This is a genomic window from Amycolatopsis ponsaeliensis (assembly GCF_030182635.1).
GTDB lineage: Bacteria > Actinomycetota > Actinomycetes > Mycobacteriales > Pseudonocardiaceae > Amycolatopsis > Amycolatopsis ponsaeliensis.
In genome coordinates this window covers 52,040-67,385 of sequence record NZ_JAPZLD010000050.1, presented here as the reverse complement: position 1 = coordinate 67,385, position 15,346 = coordinate 52,040, and the positions used below count along the sequence as shown (strand labels likewise).

Genomic DNA, 15,346 nt, shown 5'->3' with positions numbered 1-15,346 from the left:
GTTCCCGGCGGATGTCTTCGGCGGCGCGGGTCGGTGGCTCGTCGGCGGTTGTCTTGAATGAGTCATTCAGGGCGTGGGAGGTCCTGAATGACTCATTCAAGACGTTTGGCCGGGACATCACCCCGTCGACCGGCGCCGGGACGGGCGACTTTGCCGGACGCCTCCCCTGACCCCGGGGGCGGTTGCGCATCCGCGGAGACGCGGGTCTCCGCCGCCCCGCTGGATGCTCGATCCACCGGGTCACCGCCGGCGCCCGCCGGTGGCCGAGCCCCACAGCGCTGAAAGGGACGAAAATCATGGTCATCGTCATGGCTACCGATGCGGGGACCGCAGATGTCGAGGCCGTCGTCGACCGGGTGACGGAGGCGGGTGGCGAAGCCTTCGTCAGCCGCGGCGTGAGCCGGGTGATCGTCGGGCTCATCGGTGACGTCGACCGGTTCGAGACGCTGAACCTCGGCGGGATGCGCGGGGTGCAGAGCGTCAACCGCATCTCCGCCAAGTACAAGCTGGTGAGCCGGGAGCACCACCCGGAACGGTCCACTGTGTACGTCCGCGGCGTGCCGATCGGCCCGGACACGGTCACCCTGATCGCCGGGCCGTGCGCGGTCGAGACGCCGGAGCAGACGCTGGCCGCGGCGCGGATGGCGCAGGCCGCGGGTGCGACGTTGCTGCGCGGCGGCGCGTTCAAGCCGCGCACGTCGCCCTACGCCTTCCAGGGGCTCGGCGAGGCCGGCCTGCAGATCCTCGCCGACATCCGCGCGCAGACCGGCCTGCCGATCGTCACCGAGGTAGTCGCGGCGCACGACGTCGAGATGGTCGCCGGGTACGCGGACATGCTGCAGATCGGCACCCGGAACATGCAGAACTTCGCGTTGCTGCAGGCCGCCGGCGAGGCGGGCAAGCCGGTGCTGCTCAAGCGCGGCATGAACTCCACCATCGAGGAATGGCTGATGGCGGCCGAGTACATCGCGCAACGCGGCAACCTCGACATCGTCCTGTGCGAGCGCGGGATCCGCACGTTCGAGACGGCCACCCGCAACACGCTCGACATCTCGGCGGTGCCGGTCGTCCAGGGGCTTTCGCACCTGCCCGTGATGATCGACCCCTCGCACTCCGGCGGACGGCGGGATCTCGTCCTCCCCCTGTCCCGGGCGGCGATCGCCGTCGGCGCGGACGGGGTGCTCGTCGACGTCCACCCGCATCCCGAAGAGGCCAAGTGCGACGGGCCGCAGGCGCTCGTGACCGAAGACCTCCGTGTCCTGTCGAAGGAAATCGAAGCGCTGACCGGGGTGGTCGGGCGCCGGACCTCGACCTGGTGGAACCGGCGGCTCTTCGCCGGCTGACGCTCCGAACCGACGAGAACCCGTGCGGACCGCACGGGTTCTCGTCGTTCAGGCGGCGAGCGTCCGGTCCGCGACCGCCCGGCCGGTCAGTTCGACGAGCCTGCTGCCGACGTCGACGACGGGCAGGGCACAGGAAGCGGTCACGAACGGCAGCACGGCCGTGAAGTGCGTGCACGCCAGGACGACGGCCTCCAGGCCGAGCCGCTCGGCGAGGCGCAGCGTGGTCGGCAGGTGCGAGGTCTCGAAGGCCGCCGCCGGGTCGCCGGCCTCGATCCCGCGCACCAGCGCGGGATCCGACACCCCGAGCAGCCGGTGGCCGGGGCTGACCTGCCACGCGGTCCGCTCGACCCCGACGACGGCGTGCGCGTTCCCGGTGACCACCAACGACGAACGCAGCTCCGGGAACACTTCCCGGTAGACCGTGCTGGGTGAAACCACCGGCAGCGCCGCGTGGTCGTGGTCGACCACGGCCGACAGCGAGTTGCAGAACAGCATCGCCTGCTCGGTCCCCCGGGCGCGCAGCTCGCGCAGACGCGCGTGGAACGCCGCCGCGAGCGCGCCGGGATCCTGGTACTGCAACGAGTCCTGCTCGTCCGGCGAACCGGCCATGGCGTACGGATCCGCCGTGAGTCCCCGGGCCCTCAGCAACTCGGCGCCGAGACCGGAGTCGTAGGGCGTGCCGGCGATGACCGCCACCGCGGGCGCTTTTCCTTCCCCCGCAAGTATCTTCATCCCACCGATGGTTCCAGCCGGGACGGCGGCTGCCTTCCTCCGGGATGCCGTCAGCGGGGCGCGATCACCTTGCCCGGGTTGAAGATCCCGTCCGGGTCGAGTGCCTGCTTCAGCGCCCGGTGGACCCGCATGCCGACGGGACCGAGCTCCTGCGCGAGCCAGTCCCGCTTGAGCAGGCCGACGCCGTGCTCGCCGGTGCAGGTGCCGCCCAGCGCGAGCCCCAGCCGCATGATCTCGTCGAACACCAGCCGCCCACGGTCCATACTGGACTGATCCGCCCGGTCCACCACGATGACCGGGTGCAGGTTCCCGTCGCCGGCGTGGCCGACCACGCCCACCAGGACGCCGTTGCGCGCCGCTATCTCCTCGACGCCCTCGACGAGGTCGGCGACCCGGGACCGCGGCACGGCGACGTCGTCGACGACGAGACCGCCCCGGCCGCCGGGGAACGCCTGCGCGGCCAGCTGTTCCATCGCCGGGTGCGCCAGCCGGCGCGCGCTGGTCAAAGCCTCGGCCTCAACCGCGTCCTCGGCGGCGTACAGCTCGCTCGAGCCGGCTTCCCGGCAGCACTCGGCGATCGCGGTGAGGTCGGTCCCGTCGCCGGTGTCCGTCGCGATCAGCAGCATCGCCGCGGCCTCGGTGTCCAGGCCCATCGGGCGGTGGGCCTCGATGGCCCGCAGGTGCGTGCGGTCGAGCAGCTCGAGCATGCTCGGCACGTGGCCGGCGGCGATGATCGAGGCGACCGCTCGCCCGGCCGCGGCCACCGTCGGGTACACCGCCACCATGGTCCGGGCCTCCCGGGCCGCGGGCCGGAGCCGGACGGTGATCTCGGTGATGATCCCGAGCGTGCCCTCCGACCCGACGAACAGCCCGGTCAGGTCGTAGCCGGCGACGCCCTTCACGGTCCGGCGCCCGCACCGCAGGACCTCGCCGTCGGCGAGCACGACTTCCAGGCCCAGCACGTACTCGCCGGTGACGCCGTACTTCACGCAGCACATGCCGCCCGCGTCGGTCGAGACGTTGCCGCCGATCGTCGAGGACTCCCAGGAGCCGGGGTCCGGCGGGTAGGCGAGCCCTTCCTTGGCGGCGGCCCGGCTCAGCTCGGCGTTGACCACCCCCGGCTGCACGACCGCGATCCGCTCGCCCGGGTCGATCTCGAGGATCCGGTTCAACGCCGTCAGCGACACGATGAGGGCGCCGTCGACCGCGTTGGCCGCGCCGGTCAGCCCGGTGCGCGCGCCCTGCGGGACGACCGGCACCCGGTGCGCGGCGGCCACCCGGACGGTGGCGGCGACCTCGGCGGTGCTCTGCGGCCGCACGACGGCGAGCGGCGTGCCCGCGTCGCACAGGTCGGCTTCGTCGCGGCAGTAGGAGGCCAGCAGCTCCGGATCGGTGAGCACGCGATCGGCGGGCAACGTCGCCAGCAGGTCGTCGATCGGAAGTCCCATGCGAGCCAAAGTAACCGCCTGTGCGCCGCAATTCCAGCGTGCCGAACGAAAACGGCATTCGCGAGGATCTGCCTGGTCACCCGGGCGATCAGTGGGCAACGGCAAAGACGTGCGGCCGCCGATTGCCCACCTAGCCTCACCAGATCCTGTTCGGTTCAACTGGAGGTGGACTAGGTGAAACGTCTGATTGTCACCGCGGTCGCCGGCGTTGCCACGGCCTTTTCGGCGGTGAGTGCCCCGGCCGCCACCGCGGCGCCGGCCACCATCACCTGGGGTCCGTGCCAGGACCCGAGCCTGGTGGCGGCGGGCGCCCAGTGCGGGATGCTCCAGGTGCCGATGGACTACCGCAGGCCGGCCGGGAAGCAGCTCCGGATCGCGGTGTCCCGGATCCGGCACAAGGTCCCGGAGAGCGCTTTCCAGGGCGTCATGCTGACCGTCTCGGGCGGTCCCGGCCTGCCGGGGCTGGCACTGGCCACGCTGGGCACGCTGGTCCCCGGACATGTCGGGGACGCCTACGACTGGATCGGTTTCGACCCGCGCGGGGTCGCCACGAGCGAGCCCGCGCTGTCCTGCGATCCCGGCTACATGGACTTCGACCGGCCGAGCTACGTGCCGGTCACGCCGCAGCTCGAGCGGACCTGGCTCGACCGCGTCCGGGGTTACGCCCGCGCCTGCGGCGCGCACAACGACCCGGACCTGCTGGCGAACATGAAGACCACGGACGAGGTGGCGGACCTGGAGCGCATCCGGGCCGCGCTCGGCGTGACCGAGATGAGCTTCTACGGCTACTCCTACGGCACGTACGTCGAAGAGGTCTACGCGACGCTGCACCCGGATCGGGTACGCCGGATGGTCCTGGACAGCAGCGTGCACCCCCGGGACGTCTACTACCGGCTCAACCTGTCACAAGACTCGGGGTACGACCGGAACCTGAACGCGTTCTTCGGCTGGGTCGCGGCGCACGACGACGTCTACCACCTTGGCAGTACCCAGGCCGCCGTGAAGAACGTGTACGACCGGCAGCTGGTGAAACTGGCGCGCGAACCGGCCGCGGGCGCGGTCGGCCCGGACGAGTGGACCGACATCTTCCAGCTGGCCGCCTACCGCCAGCTCCACTGGACGCTCGTCGCCGACGCGTTCGCCGGCTGGGTCAACCACCACGACGGCGCGACGCTGAAGACGTTGTTCGTGCAGATCGGCGGACGCGGCAACGACAACGCCTACGCCGCGTACCTGGCCGTGGAGTGCACGGACACGCAGTCGCCCACGAACTGGCAGAAGTGGCGGGCGGACACCTGGCGGGCGTTCGCCGAGGCGCCGTACTTCGCCTGGCAGAACACCTGGATCAACGCGCCGTGCGCGTTCTGGCCCGCCCCGGCCGGCAGGCCGGTGAACATCGGCAGCCACCGCCTGGACAGCATGCTGCTGGTCGACGAGACGCTCGACCCGGCCACGCCGTTCGAGGGCAGCCTCGAGACCCGCACCCGGTTCCCGGCCGCCGAGTTGCTCGCCGTGCCGGGCGGCCTGAACCACGCGAACACGCTGATGGGCGGCAACGCCTGCGTGGACGGCAAGATCGCGGAGTACCTGTCGGGCGGCACGCTGCCCGCGCGCAAATCCGGCAACCGGTCCGATCTGGAGTGTCCGCCGCTGCCGCTGCCGGTTCCGCCGTCGAGCCGGTAGGCCCCAAGATCGTTCGTTCCTCGAGAGGATCCCGACCCGCTGTTGCTAGCTTCGGTCGGGAGATCGCGAACGTCACCGAAACCTGATCGGAGTCACATGGCCGACGTGAAGCCGCGGCGCGGAATCGGCCGCACCCTGGGTGTCTACATCGGACTGGTCGTGGTGCCCGTCGTGGTCGCGATCGTCCTGCTGGGCAGCGGGGACGACGGCGACAACGTCGCCAAGGCGAAGGCCGCGGCCGGGCCGTCACTGGTCCAGCTGCTGCTGGCGATCACCGTCATCGTCGGCGCCTGCAAGATCGTCGGCTGGCTCGGCCAGCGGGTCGGGCAGCCCGCGGTGATGGGGGAGATCGTCGCCGGCATCGTGCTCGGGCCGTCGGTGCTCGGCGCCCTGTGGCCCCAGGGCGCGGCGGTCCTGCTCCCCAAGGCCGCGATCCCCCAGCTGAACGTCGTGGCCCAGCTCGGCGTGATCTTCTTCGTGTTCCTCGCCGGGCTGGAGCTGAACACGCGGCTGCTGCGCGGACGCGGGCGGCTCGCCGTGGTCGTCAGCCACGTCAGCATCGCGTTCCCGTTCCTGCTCGGGGTCGGGCTGGCGGTGTTCGCCTACACCCGGTTCGCCCCCGCGGGCGTCGGTTTCCTCGCGTTCGCGCTGTTCTTCGGCGTCTCGCTGAGCATCACGGCGCTGCCGGTGCTGGTCCGGATCCTGCACGAGATCGGGCTGTTCCGCACCGAAGCCGGCGTGGTCGCGCTGACCTGCGCGGTGGTCGACGACGTCACGGCGTGGAGCCTGCTCGCGCTGGTGGTCGCGCTGACGACGGCGTCCTCGCTGTTCGGCGTGGTGCTGACGGTCGCGCTGACCGTGGCGTTCGTCGCGTTCCTCGGCCTGGTCGTGCGGCCGCTGCTGCGCGGGCTGGTGACCCGGGTCCCGGTGGCCCGGTTGCAGAAGGCCGCGCCGCTGTCGGTGGTCGGCGTGCTGCTGTGCGCGCTGGCCACCGAGTGGATCGGCGTGCACGCGATGTTCGGCGCGTTCGTGTTCGGGCTGGTCTTCCCGCGCGACAACGTGATAGCGACTTGGCTGCTGGACAAGGTGGGCGGGCTGACCACGGCGTTGATGCTGCCGCTGTTCTTCGCCTACAGCGGGCTGCGGACCAACATCACCCTGATCTCCGCCGAGGGCTGGGTGTGGTGCGCGGTGATCCTGGTCGCGGCGGTCGTGGGCAAGCTCGGCGGCTCGGCGCTGTCCGCGCGGGCGGTCGGCGAGAGCTGGAACCGGGCGTTGCAGGTCGGCGTGCTGATGAACTGCCGCGGCCTGACCGAGCTGGTGGTGCTCAACATCGGGCTCGACCTCGGCGTGCTGTCGCCGATGTTGTTCACGATGCTGGTGATCATGGCGCTGGTCTCGACGGCGATGGCCGGGCCGATGGCGACCTGGTTCGCGCGCCGGGACGGCCACAACGTCGTAGAGCTCCCGCCGCGCACCTCCGAGCGTGCCGCGGCGTGAGCCCTGCCGGCAAGCAGGAAGACGCGGTTCCCCCTGGCCCGCTGCGAAGCTGGGACGGTCGACAATCTAGGAGGTCAAGGTGTCGAGCACCGATGTTCCGACGCGGGAGGAACTGGTTCGCCGCGTGGCCGAACTGGCTCCCGCACTGAAGAAGCACGCGAACTGGTCCGAGCAGAACCGGCGGGTGCACGACGAATCCATCGAGGCGCTCGCCGAGGCCGGCGTGTTCAAGCTGCGCCGCCCGAAGCGTTACGGCGGCTTCGAAGCCGACACCCGGACGCTCGTCGACGTCGCCACCGAGATCGGCCGCGCCGACGGCTCGACCTCCTGGGTGGCTTCGGTGTACTGGATCCCCACCTGGATGGCCTGCCACTTCCCGGAAGCGGTGCAGGACGAGGTGTTCTCGACCCCGGACGTGCGCGTGTGCGGCACGCTCAGCCCGTCCGCGATGGCCGCGCCGGTCGACGGCGGCGTCGTGGTGAACGGCAAGTGGGGCTTCATCAGCGGGGCACTGCACGCGCAGTGGCAGGAGATCATCGCGATCCTCGTCCCGCCGGAGGGTGAGCCGTACCCGATCATGGCCCTGGTTCCGCTGTCGGACCTGCTGATCGTGGACGACTGGGACACCGCGGGCCTGCGCGGGACCGGCAGCGTGTCGACGGTGGCGCAGGACGTCTTCATCCCGGCCGAGCGCGTGCTCCCGCTGCCCGCGGTGCTGGAGGGGCAGGGCGGCGCGGCGGGTTCGATCTACCGCTCGCCGCTGCTGCCGGTCGCCTCGGTGTCGTCGGTCGGCACGCTGGTGGGCATGGCGAAGTCGGCCCAGGACAGCTTCCTCAAGCGGCTGCCGGACCGCAAGATCACCTACACCGCCTACGAATCGCAGCGCGAGGCCCCGATCACGCACCACCAGGTGGCCGAGTCGGCGATGAAGATCGACGAGGCCCAGTTCCACGCGCACCGCCTGGCCACGCTGGTCGACACCAAGGTCGCCGACGGCAGCCCGTGGAAGCTGGACGAGCGCGCGATCGCGCGGGCCGACCTCGGCGCGGTGGTCCGGCTGGCCAAGGAGTCCATCGACATCCTGGCCTCGGCCTCCGGCGGTTCCTCGATCTACCACGGCATCCCGATCCAGCGCATCGCCCGCGACGTCACCGCGGTCAACCTCCACGCGCTGATGCACCCGAACACCAACACCGAACTGTACGGCCGCGTCCTGTGCGGGCTCGAGCCCAACACGCTCTACATCTAGGGAGACCTCCATGACCACGACCGAAGCCGGCACCGCGGCCGACCAGGCCGGGATCGCGGCCCTGACCCAGAAGGTCATCGCCGCGTGGGCCTACGGCGACGCCGACGGGTTCGCCAACGTCTTCACCGACGACGGCACGATGATCCTGCCCGGCATCTTCAAGAAGGGCCGCGAGGAGATCCGTTCGTTCCTCGTGGAGTCGTTCGCGGGCAACTACAAGGGCACCCAGGTCACCGGCCGCCCGATCGAGATCCGCTTCTTCACCCCGGACTCCGGCGTCCTCATCACCCAGGGCGGCGTCCTCGCCGCGGGCGAGACCGAGGTCGCGGACTCCCAGTCGATCCGGGCTTCCTGGACCGTCGTGAAGCGCGACGGCGCCTGGCACCTGGCGTCCTACCAGAACACCCCGGCCAAGCAGCAGCTGCCGAAGCCGGGCACCGTCTGACCCCGCCCCTCCCCCGGAACCCGGGCCTCCCCTCGAGGCCCGGGTTCCTTTTTTGCCGCCGGCCGCCGGTTGTCTTGAATGAGTCATTCAGGGCGCGCAAGGTCCTGAATGACTCATTCAAGACGTTTCCCCGGGCCCACGCCACTCGGCCGCCGCATCGGCAGCCAGGTCCGCCGGCTACTACTCGAGCGTGAACACCTCCACCGGGTGCGGGACGCGGATCACGCCCGCCCCCGCCGTACCCAGCCCGGCGACGGCGTCGAGCAGCGAACCCCGGTCCGGCGGGCCGCGCCACGGCTGGTGGCGGGCGAACACCAGGAACTCGAGAAGCCGTTGGCGCGTCTCGGAAACCGGGACCGCGATCTCGGCGTCCACCGAGACCGAGCGGAACCCGATGCCGAGCCGCCGCAGCTCCTCGGCGAACGTCTGCGCGAACAGCGGCCGCACGATCCCGCGGCAGGCGAGCCACTCCGCGAACGCCGCGTTCAGCGCGTTCGACGGCGTGACCGCCACGATCACCCGCCGGTGCCGGTTGCGGGCCTCCTTCAGCACCGCCATCCCCTCGGCCGCGCCGAGGTAGCACAGCGACTGGATGAACAGGCCGCATTCGGTCGGCGCGATCCGCTGGACGGCGACTTCGGCCATGCCGGCCGTGAACAGCCGGTATCCGCGCACCTTCGGCAGCGCGGCGAGGTCGGCACGCAGGCGCGCCACCGCTTCGCCGTTGGTGTCCACGCCCTGGAACCACACCGTTTCCCGCGGCGTCCGCGCGATCAGCTCCAGCTCGAACATGCCGAAACCGCACCCGTAGGACGTCAGCTCGAGGTCGGCGCCGCCGCCGAGCAGCGCGGCGATCTCGCCCGCCATCAACGCCTGCTGGTTCGTCAGGCTCCGGAAGGTCGCATTGCAGGTGTTGTAGTCCAATTCGTCCATCGCCGCTCCCATTTCCGGCATGAACCGCCGGCGGAAATCGGCGTCGCGCACCGAATTCTACGGCCGGGCAGGGGAGGCGCGGGTTTCGTAAATTGCGCGATCGACCGATGAACCTCATTCAGCCGTCGATCGGCGCCGAAGTCACCGCAGGCAGGCGGCCTGCGATCCGGAGCGCCGACCTAACCGGAATAAGGTTCAATCAGGGCGCGAGATCCAGCGCGCATTCCCCGACGCAGACTTCGGCGGGCCAGTCCAGCCGCAGCGCGCGGCCGACGCGGTCCCCGGCGTCCACCGAGACGGCGTGCGCGGCCAGCCCCATCGCCTTCGCGGTGAGGTGGAGCGTCTCCTGCAGCGCGCCGAGGTGCAGCAACGCAGCCGCGTACGCGCGGCTGCGGAGCACGGGCGCGGTGCGCGCCATCCGGGTGGTGACGCTGAGCAGCGCGGCCGGGTGGCGGTGGTCGGCCGCGGCCACCATCGCCATGTCCAGCAGGATCCGGTGGTCGGCGGTGTCCGAAGAGACCAGGAACAGGCGGTGGCCGGCCGGGTCGTAGTGGTAGATCCCTTGCGGCAGCCCGGAACACCGGTTGACCGTCAGGTAGAGCTCCAGCTCGTAGAGCCGCGCCGTGCTGACGTAGGGCCGCTGCGACACCTCGCCCACGGTGCCGTCGGGCAGGCTCGCCGGGCCGCTCGAGCGGATCCTCGCGGCCCGGTACAGGAACTCGCCGATCTGCTCCGCCGACAGCTCGCGGGTGGTGAACGCCGGTGCGGCGTGGTCGGTCTCCAGCAGCTCGGTCAGCGTCGGGCCGGGCGCGACGCGGCCGGTCAGGTCGGGCCGGTGCAGGACGTATTCCCGGCCCGGCCCCAGCGGCTTGGCCACCGGCGAGCGGGGCGGCTCGGCCGTCTCCGGCAGACCGTACGCCTGCCAGGTGCGGCTGCGGTCGTGGAAGAGCAGCTCCTCGTAGGACCACAGGCTCAGCCCGGGGTCGGCGTCCTCGGCGAACCGGCCGCCGTCCTCGCCGGCCACCACGCAGCCCGACGCCACCAGGTAGCCGACGAGCCGGGTGACGACCTCGACCGGAATCCCTTCCTGCGCGGCGATTTCCGCCGCCGACACCGCCTTGCCCAGCGACGCCGCGACGTGCACCGCCCACGGCTGGGCCAGCAGCACCCGGAACCGCGCGGACGGGGACTCCAGGCTGAGGCCGCTGTCATCGGGGCGCAGCGCGCTGAAGCGCGAGAGCCGGACCGGCCGCGTCGCCACGATCTCCTCCGGCGCGAACACCGGGTCCGGGACCACCGGCACCACCGACAGCAGCGGCCCCTTGCCGTCGTTGAGTCCCAGCGACCGCACGACCGACCCGCTGAGCTCGGTCAGCACGCGCTCGAGCGCCGCCGCGCCGGGTACCGTCCAGCCGGGACCGCCGGACTCTTCCCACGACGTGGCCACGTTCGCCGGCGAAACGGGGCCGAGCGCCATCCGGCGAAGCGCTTCCCCGACCAGCGGCCCGGCGTCCGGGAAATCGAATTCGCCCCAGCGGGTGACCACGACCAGCGAGGTTTCTTCCCCGAATTCGAGAAGGCTCTCCTCGGCCAGCGACACCAACGGGATCGTCTCCACCGATTCGTCCGGCGCGTCGAAAGTCACGCTGCTGCTCCCCCCTGCCCGCGGCGGCCGGCTCGGTTATCACAGCATTTCGGCGAGCCCCGCGTATCCGCCTTGCTTCAACCGCAACCCGGACGTCGTCGCGTACGCCTCGTCCGCGCGGATCCCCAGCCCCTCCACCATGCGGTTCATGAAGTTGAACAGCGCGCACACCAGGACCGCGTCGTGCAGCGCCCGCTCGTCCCAGCCCGCGGCGAACACGGCTTCGGCGTCGGCCTCGGTCATCCGGGACGGCGTGCGGGTCAGCTTGCCGACGTAGGCCAGCACGGGCCGGAGCTTGTCGTCGACCGGGGCCGAGTCCAGGTCGGCGACCGCGGCCGCCAGCAGCCCCTCCGGCACGCCGAACGCCTCCGCGGTGATCGTGTGGATCCCGTGGCAGTAGTCGCAGCTGTTCACCCCGGACACGTACGCCGCGATCAGCTCGCGCTCCCCGGGGGTGAACGGGGACGACTCGCCGCGCATCAGCACCTCGTGGAGGTCCAGCAGGTGCCGCGCCGGGTCCGGGTTCGCCTTGAACACCTGCAGCAGCGTGGTTTCAGCCGGCAGGGACCTCAGGTACGACATCGAAGGGTTCCTTTCCGTCCGCCAGCCCGGAAGCGAGCTGGTCGACCTCGGTGCCGCGCAGCGCGCACGCGGTCAAGTAGGCGATCGTGCCCGCGCCGGCGCCGGGCACCGCGGCCGCGACGAGGTCCAGGCGGCGCTCCCACTCCCGCCGCAGCGAGCCCGGCGACGACGTCGACGGCGGGTCGCCGACCCGGCCGCGCAGGGCCAGCCAGTGCTCGCGGCCGGACTCCAGGAGCCCGCCGAGGCCGAACTCCGCCGTGCCGTGGCGAGCCTGGTCGACCACCTGGGTCACCAGGGCCGGGTCGTCGGCGAGCCGGGCGAGCGCGAGGCCGGCGAGCAGCCGGTCGGCGTCGAGGCCCAGCAGGATGATCCCGGCTTCGGTCGCACCGGTTGCGTCTACGTCGGGCAGGGCGAACCGGGAGTCGTGGCGCTCAGACACCGACGACCGCCTCGGCCGGCGCGGCAGGGAGGGCGGGGGTGGCGACACCGCGCAGCTGCGCCGCGATCGCCGCGGCGACCCGGGTGGTGGCGACGCGGTGGCCGTCGATGTTGCGGGCGGCCGGGCCGAGCACCATCCCGGCCGCGGCCCCGACCACCGAAACGCGCGGCTCACGGCGGTAGGACAGCGTCCGCTCGTCCAGGGACGGCCAGCCGTCGCGGGCGTCGACGACCTCGTCGGGCAGCAGGCCGGTGCCGATCGACGGCGTCGTACCCAGCGCGAGCACGACGTGGTCGCCCGCGACCCGCCGGCCGCTCTCCAGCCGCAGCACCACGCTCCCGCCGACCGCGGGCGCGATCTCCTTGACCGCTTCGCCGCGGTGGACGACCAGCCTGCCTTCGGCTTCGGCGCGTTCGAGCAGCGGCCGGAACTCGAACATGATCGACGCGCGCCGGAACCGGCCCATCAGGTCGAGCCGCTCGGCCCAGCCGACGCCGTCGAAGCGCTTGCGGCCCTCCGGCCGGAAGAAGGTGGAGTTCACGTCCGCGCACTGGTAGCGCTCGCCGGTCTCCCGGACCACCCAGTGCACCTCACGCCCGGCCTCGAGCGCGCCGGCGATCAGGTGGGCCGCGGTGAGCCCGGCCCCGACGACCACCTGGCAGCGCGCGCCCGGCGGGACGGACTCGTCCCAGAAGGACACGCCCCGCGGCGGATGCCCGCCGCCCCACCAGGTTTCCGGCGCCGGCCGGCGTTCCTCGCCCGGGCACAGCACGACGTGGCGGGCGGTGACGGAGAAGCGGTCGGTGTGCACGCGGACCGCGTCCGGCCCCGGCACGACCTCGCGGACCGTCGCCTGCCAGGTCTTCTCCCCGATGTGGTGGGTGGTGACCAGGTGCGCGCAGTAGGCGTCGAAGACGTCCACCGGGACGACCGACCGGTGCCCGGACTGCGCCATCCGGATCTCGCGGCGCTCGGTGGGCGTCAGCCGGCCCCAGTGCAGCCGTGCGAAGTCGAGCAGCTCGCAGTCGCGGAAGCCTTCGACGCCGGGGTGGTGTTCGTAGGGCGAGCGCAGCACGCGCTGGCCGAGGAGGTCGATGCGGCCGAAGAACCGCCCGCACGGGCGTCCGGTGCGGTCCACCACGACGACGTCGTGGACGCCGTGGTGCCACAGGGCGGAGGCGACGGCGAGCCCCGCCGGTCCGGCGCCGGCGATCACGACGTCGGCCGTGGGCGCCGGCGACGCCTCCCGCGCCGGGGACGGTGGCGCGGGCGGGCGCGGCCACGGCCGGCCACGCGGCGAGTCGAGCAGGTGCGGCTCCGGAACGAACTTGATCACTGCTCGCCCGCCGCCGGCTCAGAGCACCGTGACGGGGACGATCAGCTCCACCACCGGCCGCTGGCCCATCCCGTTGGTGACGAGCTCGTCCAGCGTCTGCTGGGACTGCTCGGCGCTGTCGGTGGCGATCGGGCTGTAGCGCGAGTAGAAGTAGGTCGGCTTGCGACCGCCGGTCTCCATCGAATACGTCTTCAGGACGGTTTCACCCGGGCGGACCTCGCCGTCGTAGAAGGTGAGGCGGCGCTGGTCCGGCGTCATGAAGCTCTTCGAGAACTGCGGAGACATCAGCATCTCGTCGTCGAGGAACGTCGAGTCCTCGTCCATCACGGCCTGCATCGCGACCCACGTCTGGTCGGTCAGGTTGGTCTCGGCCTTGATGACCTGCCAGCGGCCGGGCTCGGGGAGGCTGACGCTCACCGAAACGTCGTGGTCGGTGGTGTCGATGGCACCGGTGATCATGAGCACCCGGCGGCCGAGGTCGGCGGTCCCGGTCATCTGGACGTCCCGGGCGCGCACCCGGCTGGAGACATCGAGTCCTGGCAATTCGGGTGAAGACATGGTGCAGCCTCCTACGTTTACCCACCCCAGAAATAGCGGCCTGACCAGCGAACGCTTAAAGGCTTTCACACGGCAAGATGCAATGTCAAGATGAGGAATGCACGTCCGTGAGCGTTAATTCGGCGGCCGATCAGGGCAAACGACGGCAGCCGGGTGCGGGCCGGGCACTGGTCCGTTCGGCCCAGTACACCGGCGACGATCACTCGGGACTGGAGGTTTCTTGAGCTGCGGCGGCGGTGTCGGCGCCGTCGACCGCGCCGACGTGCCGGATTTCGAACGCGGATTCCGCGCGCTGCACCATTACTTTCAGGACCAGTCCCGGTTTCACCATGATGAGGAAATTGCCGGGATCCCGGGGATCGCCGAAAATGTCGTAAACGAGGAACGCGGAACCGTCACCGACGGCGAACAAGGCTTCGTAGACGACGTTCCGCTCCGCCTGCGACGCCGTCTCGGCCCAGCTTTCGAGGACCTCGTGGCCCGCCGTGAGCTGGAGGCGCATTGCCATCCGCCGGCCTCCCAACCGAACGTCGCAGGTCGCCGGCACGCATGGGCCACCGTGCTGCGGTGACACTCCGGCCCGAACACCCTCGATTCTCCCGGCCGGGCGCCGGGATGCTCATCTCCGAGCGTGCGCTCCGGCACCGTCCGTGTCCGGCGCCGGAGCCCCGCCGCTCAGTTGTAGCCGAGCACGATGTGCTCGCCGAGCTCCTCTTCGACCGGCGCGGGCGGCTCGACCAGCCGGAGCACGCTGGGTTCTTCGGTGACCGCCGGCGTCCAGTCGTCGGCCGGGACCGCTGCTGCTGTCATGGCGTTCCTCGCTTTCGGTGTGTGGGACCACCATGCGCGCCCGGGGTCGAGGATCGGATGGGAACCGCTGACGTGCGCAGCTTTCGAGTGGCCGCGAGCGGGGCGCGCGAGGTGCACTGGAAGGACGACATCGACGGCGAGGTACGCGCATGACGGACGACCGGAAGCCAGTGGGCGGCGCGGCGGACCGCCAGCGCACGTGCGCGATGTGCGGCGCGGAGTTCAGGCAGGGCGAGCGAACGCAGCTGGAGGCGTTCTCGGACGGCGAGGTCCGGTACGTGGCGGTCCACCCGGGGCACACGACGCACTCGCCCACCCGCGAACGCGCGGCGGCGCGGAGGTTGAAGGGGATCCCGGGCCAGGCGGCTTGACGACGCTGCGGCGGGGTTCCGGCCCTCCTGCGGCCCATCGGGCGGCGCGACGGATCTCGCGGGATTTCGCGGCCAGGCAACGGAAGTCCGCGGGGAGGCCTCGGTTGCGTCCAGCGCACTGATGGGCTCGCCGGGTCGCCTGACCGGCGCCGGGCCGCGGGCCGCAGGCAGCAGGTCGGCCGCGTCCTGGAGTGCGCGGACCAGAGCCCCCTTGGCTGCGCTCAACGCAGCGAAAGGCGCGCCGCGAACGCCGGGTCGCCCGCCCGACCGGC

At 71.6% G+C, this 15,346-nt stretch carries 16 protein-coding genes; 6 read left to right on the top strand and 10 right to left on the bottom strand.

Annotation, left to right across the window (positions count from 1 at the left end; all coding sequences use genetic code 11):
* The first annotated feature begins 308 nt into the window (after positions 1-308).
* Positions 309-1,343: a 3-deoxy-7-phosphoheptulonate synthase gene (gene aroF / locus QQ657_RS46270; RefSeq protein ID WP_284748771.1), complete on the top strand. Its 1,035-nt coding sequence runs from the start codon at positions 309-311 to the stop codon at positions 1,341-1,343.
* A gap of 48 nt (positions 1,344-1,391) precedes the next feature.
* Here aroF and QQ657_RS46265 read toward each other — a convergent pair whose 3' ends face one another.
* Together QQ657_RS46265 and QQ657_RS46260 are read right to left on the bottom strand one after the other, a co-directional pair.
* Entirely contained in the window at positions 1,392-2,075 is a 684-nt protein-coding gene (locus QQ657_RS46265) for an aspartate/glutamate racemase family protein (protein ID WP_284748770.1), read from the bottom strand.
* Positions 2,076-2,125: 50 nt separating this feature from the next.
* Positions 2,126-3,523 carry an FAD-binding oxidoreductase gene (locus tag QQ657_RS46260; protein ID WP_284748769.1) on the bottom strand — a complete coding sequence of 466 codons (1,398 nt, stop codon included), beginning with the start codon at positions 3,521-3,523 and terminating at the stop codon, positions 2,126-2,128.
* A gap of 174 nt (positions 3,524-3,697) precedes the next feature.
* Between QQ657_RS46260 and QQ657_RS46255 the strand changes: the two genes are divergently transcribed.
* The 4 genes from QQ657_RS46255 (at position 3,698) to QQ657_RS46240 (ending at position 8,400) form a co-directional block, all read left to right on the top strand.
* A complete protein-coding gene (locus QQ657_RS46255) occupies positions 3,698-5,206 on the top strand; it encodes an alpha/beta hydrolase (RefSeq protein ID WP_284748768.1) in 1,509 nt (502 codons plus the stop codon).
* 96 nt (positions 5,207-5,302) lie between these two features.
* Positions 5,303-6,706 (top strand): cation:proton antiporter domain-containing protein, encoded by a 1,404-nt coding sequence (locus tag QQ657_RS46250; RefSeq protein ID WP_284748767.1) that lies wholly within the window; start codon positions 5,303-5,305, stop codon positions 6,704-6,706.
* Positions 6,707-6,785: 79 nt separating this feature from the next.
* A complete protein-coding gene (locus QQ657_RS46245) occupies positions 6,786-7,955 on the top strand; it encodes an acyl-CoA dehydrogenase family protein (RefSeq protein ID WP_284748766.1) in 1,170 nt (389 codons plus the stop codon).
* A 10-nt stretch (positions 7,956-7,965) separates the two neighbouring features.
* Complete coding sequence (locus QQ657_RS46240; RefSeq protein WP_284748765.1) at positions 7,966-8,400, top strand: SgcJ/EcaC family oxidoreductase; 435 nt, start codon at positions 7,966-7,968, stop codon at positions 8,398-8,400.
* A gap of 180 nt (positions 8,401-8,580) precedes the next feature.
* Here the strand turns inward: QQ657_RS46240 and QQ657_RS46235 are convergent, their stop codons facing one another.
* The 8 genes from QQ657_RS46235 to QQ657_RS46200 all read right to left on the bottom strand — a co-directional run bounded on the left by QQ657_RS46235 (position 8,581) and on the right by QQ657_RS46200 (position 14,703).
* Positions 8,581-9,333, bottom strand: a complete 753-nt coding sequence (locus tag QQ657_RS46235; protein ID WP_284748764.1) for a hypothetical protein — start codon at positions 9,331-9,333, stop codon at positions 8,581-8,583.
* Positions 9,334-9,532: 199 nt separating this feature from the next.
* Positions 9,533-10,978, bottom strand: coding sequence for a SagB family peptide dehydrogenase (locus QQ657_RS46230; RefSeq protein ID WP_284748763.1), 1,446 nt, complete (start codon positions 10,976-10,978; stop codon positions 9,533-9,535).
* A gap of 39 nt (positions 10,979-11,017) precedes the next feature.
* Positions 11,018-11,560: a carboxymuconolactone decarboxylase family protein gene (locus QQ657_RS46225; RefSeq protein ID WP_284748762.1), complete on the bottom strand. Its 543-nt coding sequence runs from the start codon at positions 11,558-11,560 to the stop codon at positions 11,018-11,020.
* Positions 11,532-11,999, bottom strand: coding sequence for a DUF6187 family protein (locus QQ657_RS46220; RefSeq protein ID WP_284748761.1), 468 nt, complete (start codon positions 11,997-11,999; stop codon positions 11,532-11,534). Before QQ657_RS46220 ends, QQ657_RS46225 begins: the two co-directional genes overlap by 29 nt.
* Positions 11,992-13,335, bottom strand: coding sequence for an FAD-dependent oxidoreductase (locus tag QQ657_RS46215; RefSeq protein ID WP_284748760.1), 1,344 nt, complete (start codon positions 13,333-13,335; stop codon positions 11,992-11,994). The genes QQ657_RS46220 and QQ657_RS46215 overlap by 8 nt, the downstream gene beginning before the upstream one ends.
* Before the next feature lie 18 nt (positions 13,336-13,353).
* Positions 13,354-13,830 carry a DUF6423 family protein gene (locus QQ657_RS46210; RefSeq protein ID WP_350310758.1) on the bottom strand — a complete coding sequence of 159 codons (477 nt, stop codon included), beginning with the start codon at positions 13,828-13,830 and terminating at the stop codon, positions 13,354-13,356.
* Positions 13,831-14,092: 262 nt separating this feature from the next.
* Positions 14,093-14,440 (bottom strand): DUF6235 family protein, encoded by a 348-nt coding sequence (locus QQ657_RS46205; protein ID WP_434056849.1) that lies wholly within the window; start codon positions 14,438-14,440, stop codon positions 14,093-14,095.
* Between the two features lie 128 nt (positions 14,441-14,568).
* Positions 14,569-14,703 carry a hypothetical protein gene (locus QQ657_RS46200; RefSeq protein ID WP_284748758.1) on the bottom strand — a complete coding sequence of 45 codons (135 nt, stop codon included), beginning with the start codon at positions 14,701-14,703 and terminating at the stop codon, positions 14,569-14,571.
* 149 nt (positions 14,704-14,852) lie between these two features.
* Between QQ657_RS46200 and QQ657_RS46195 the strand changes: the two genes are divergently transcribed.
* Positions 14,853-15,074 carry a hypothetical protein gene (locus QQ657_RS46195; RefSeq protein ID WP_284748757.1) on the top strand — a complete coding sequence of 74 codons (222 nt, stop codon included), beginning with the start codon at positions 14,853-14,855 and terminating at the stop codon, positions 15,072-15,074.
* Positions 15,075-15,346 lie beyond the last annotated feature (272 nt).

Excerpts from the sequence above, each read along its gene's own strand:
- QQ657_RS46200 (WP_284748758.1), bottom strand. The coding sequence starts at position 14,703 with ATGACAGCAGCAGCGGTCCCGGCCGACGACTGGACGCCGGCGGTCACC.
- QQ657_RS46235 (WP_284748764.1), bottom strand. The coding sequence starts at position 9,333 with ATGGACGAATTGGACTACAACACCTGCAATGCGACCTTCCGGAGCCTG.
- QQ657_RS46210 (WP_350310758.1), bottom strand. The coding sequence starts at position 13,830 with ATGACCGGGACCGCCGACCTCGGCCGCCGGGTGCTCATGATCACCGGT.
- QQ657_RS46250 (WP_284748767.1), top strand. The coding sequence starts at position 5,303 with ATGGCCGACGTGAAGCCGCGGCGCGGAATCGGCCGCACCCTGGGTGTC.
- QQ657_RS46265 (WP_284748770.1), bottom strand. The coding sequence starts at position 2,075 with ATGAAGATACTTGCGGGGGAAGGAAAAGCGCCCGCGGTGGCGGTCATC.
- QQ657_RS46195 (WP_284748757.1), top strand. The coding sequence starts at position 14,853 with ATGACGGACGACCGGAAGCCAGTGGGCGGCGCGGCGGACCGCCAGCGC.
- QQ657_RS46260 (WP_284748769.1), bottom strand. The coding sequence starts at position 3,523 with ATGGGACTTCCGATCGACGACCTGCTGGCGACGTTGCCCGCCGATCGC.
- aroF (WP_284748771.1), top strand. The coding sequence starts at position 309 with ATGGCTACCGATGCGGGGACCGCAGATGTCGAGGCCGTCGTCGACCGG.
- QQ657_RS46225 (WP_284748762.1), bottom strand. The coding sequence starts at position 11,560 with ATGTCGTACCTGAGGTCCCTGCCGGCTGAAACCACGCTGCTGCAGGTG.
- QQ657_RS46240 (WP_284748765.1), top strand. The coding sequence starts at position 7,966 with ATGACCACGACCGAAGCCGGCACCGCGGCCGACCAGGCCGGGATCGCG.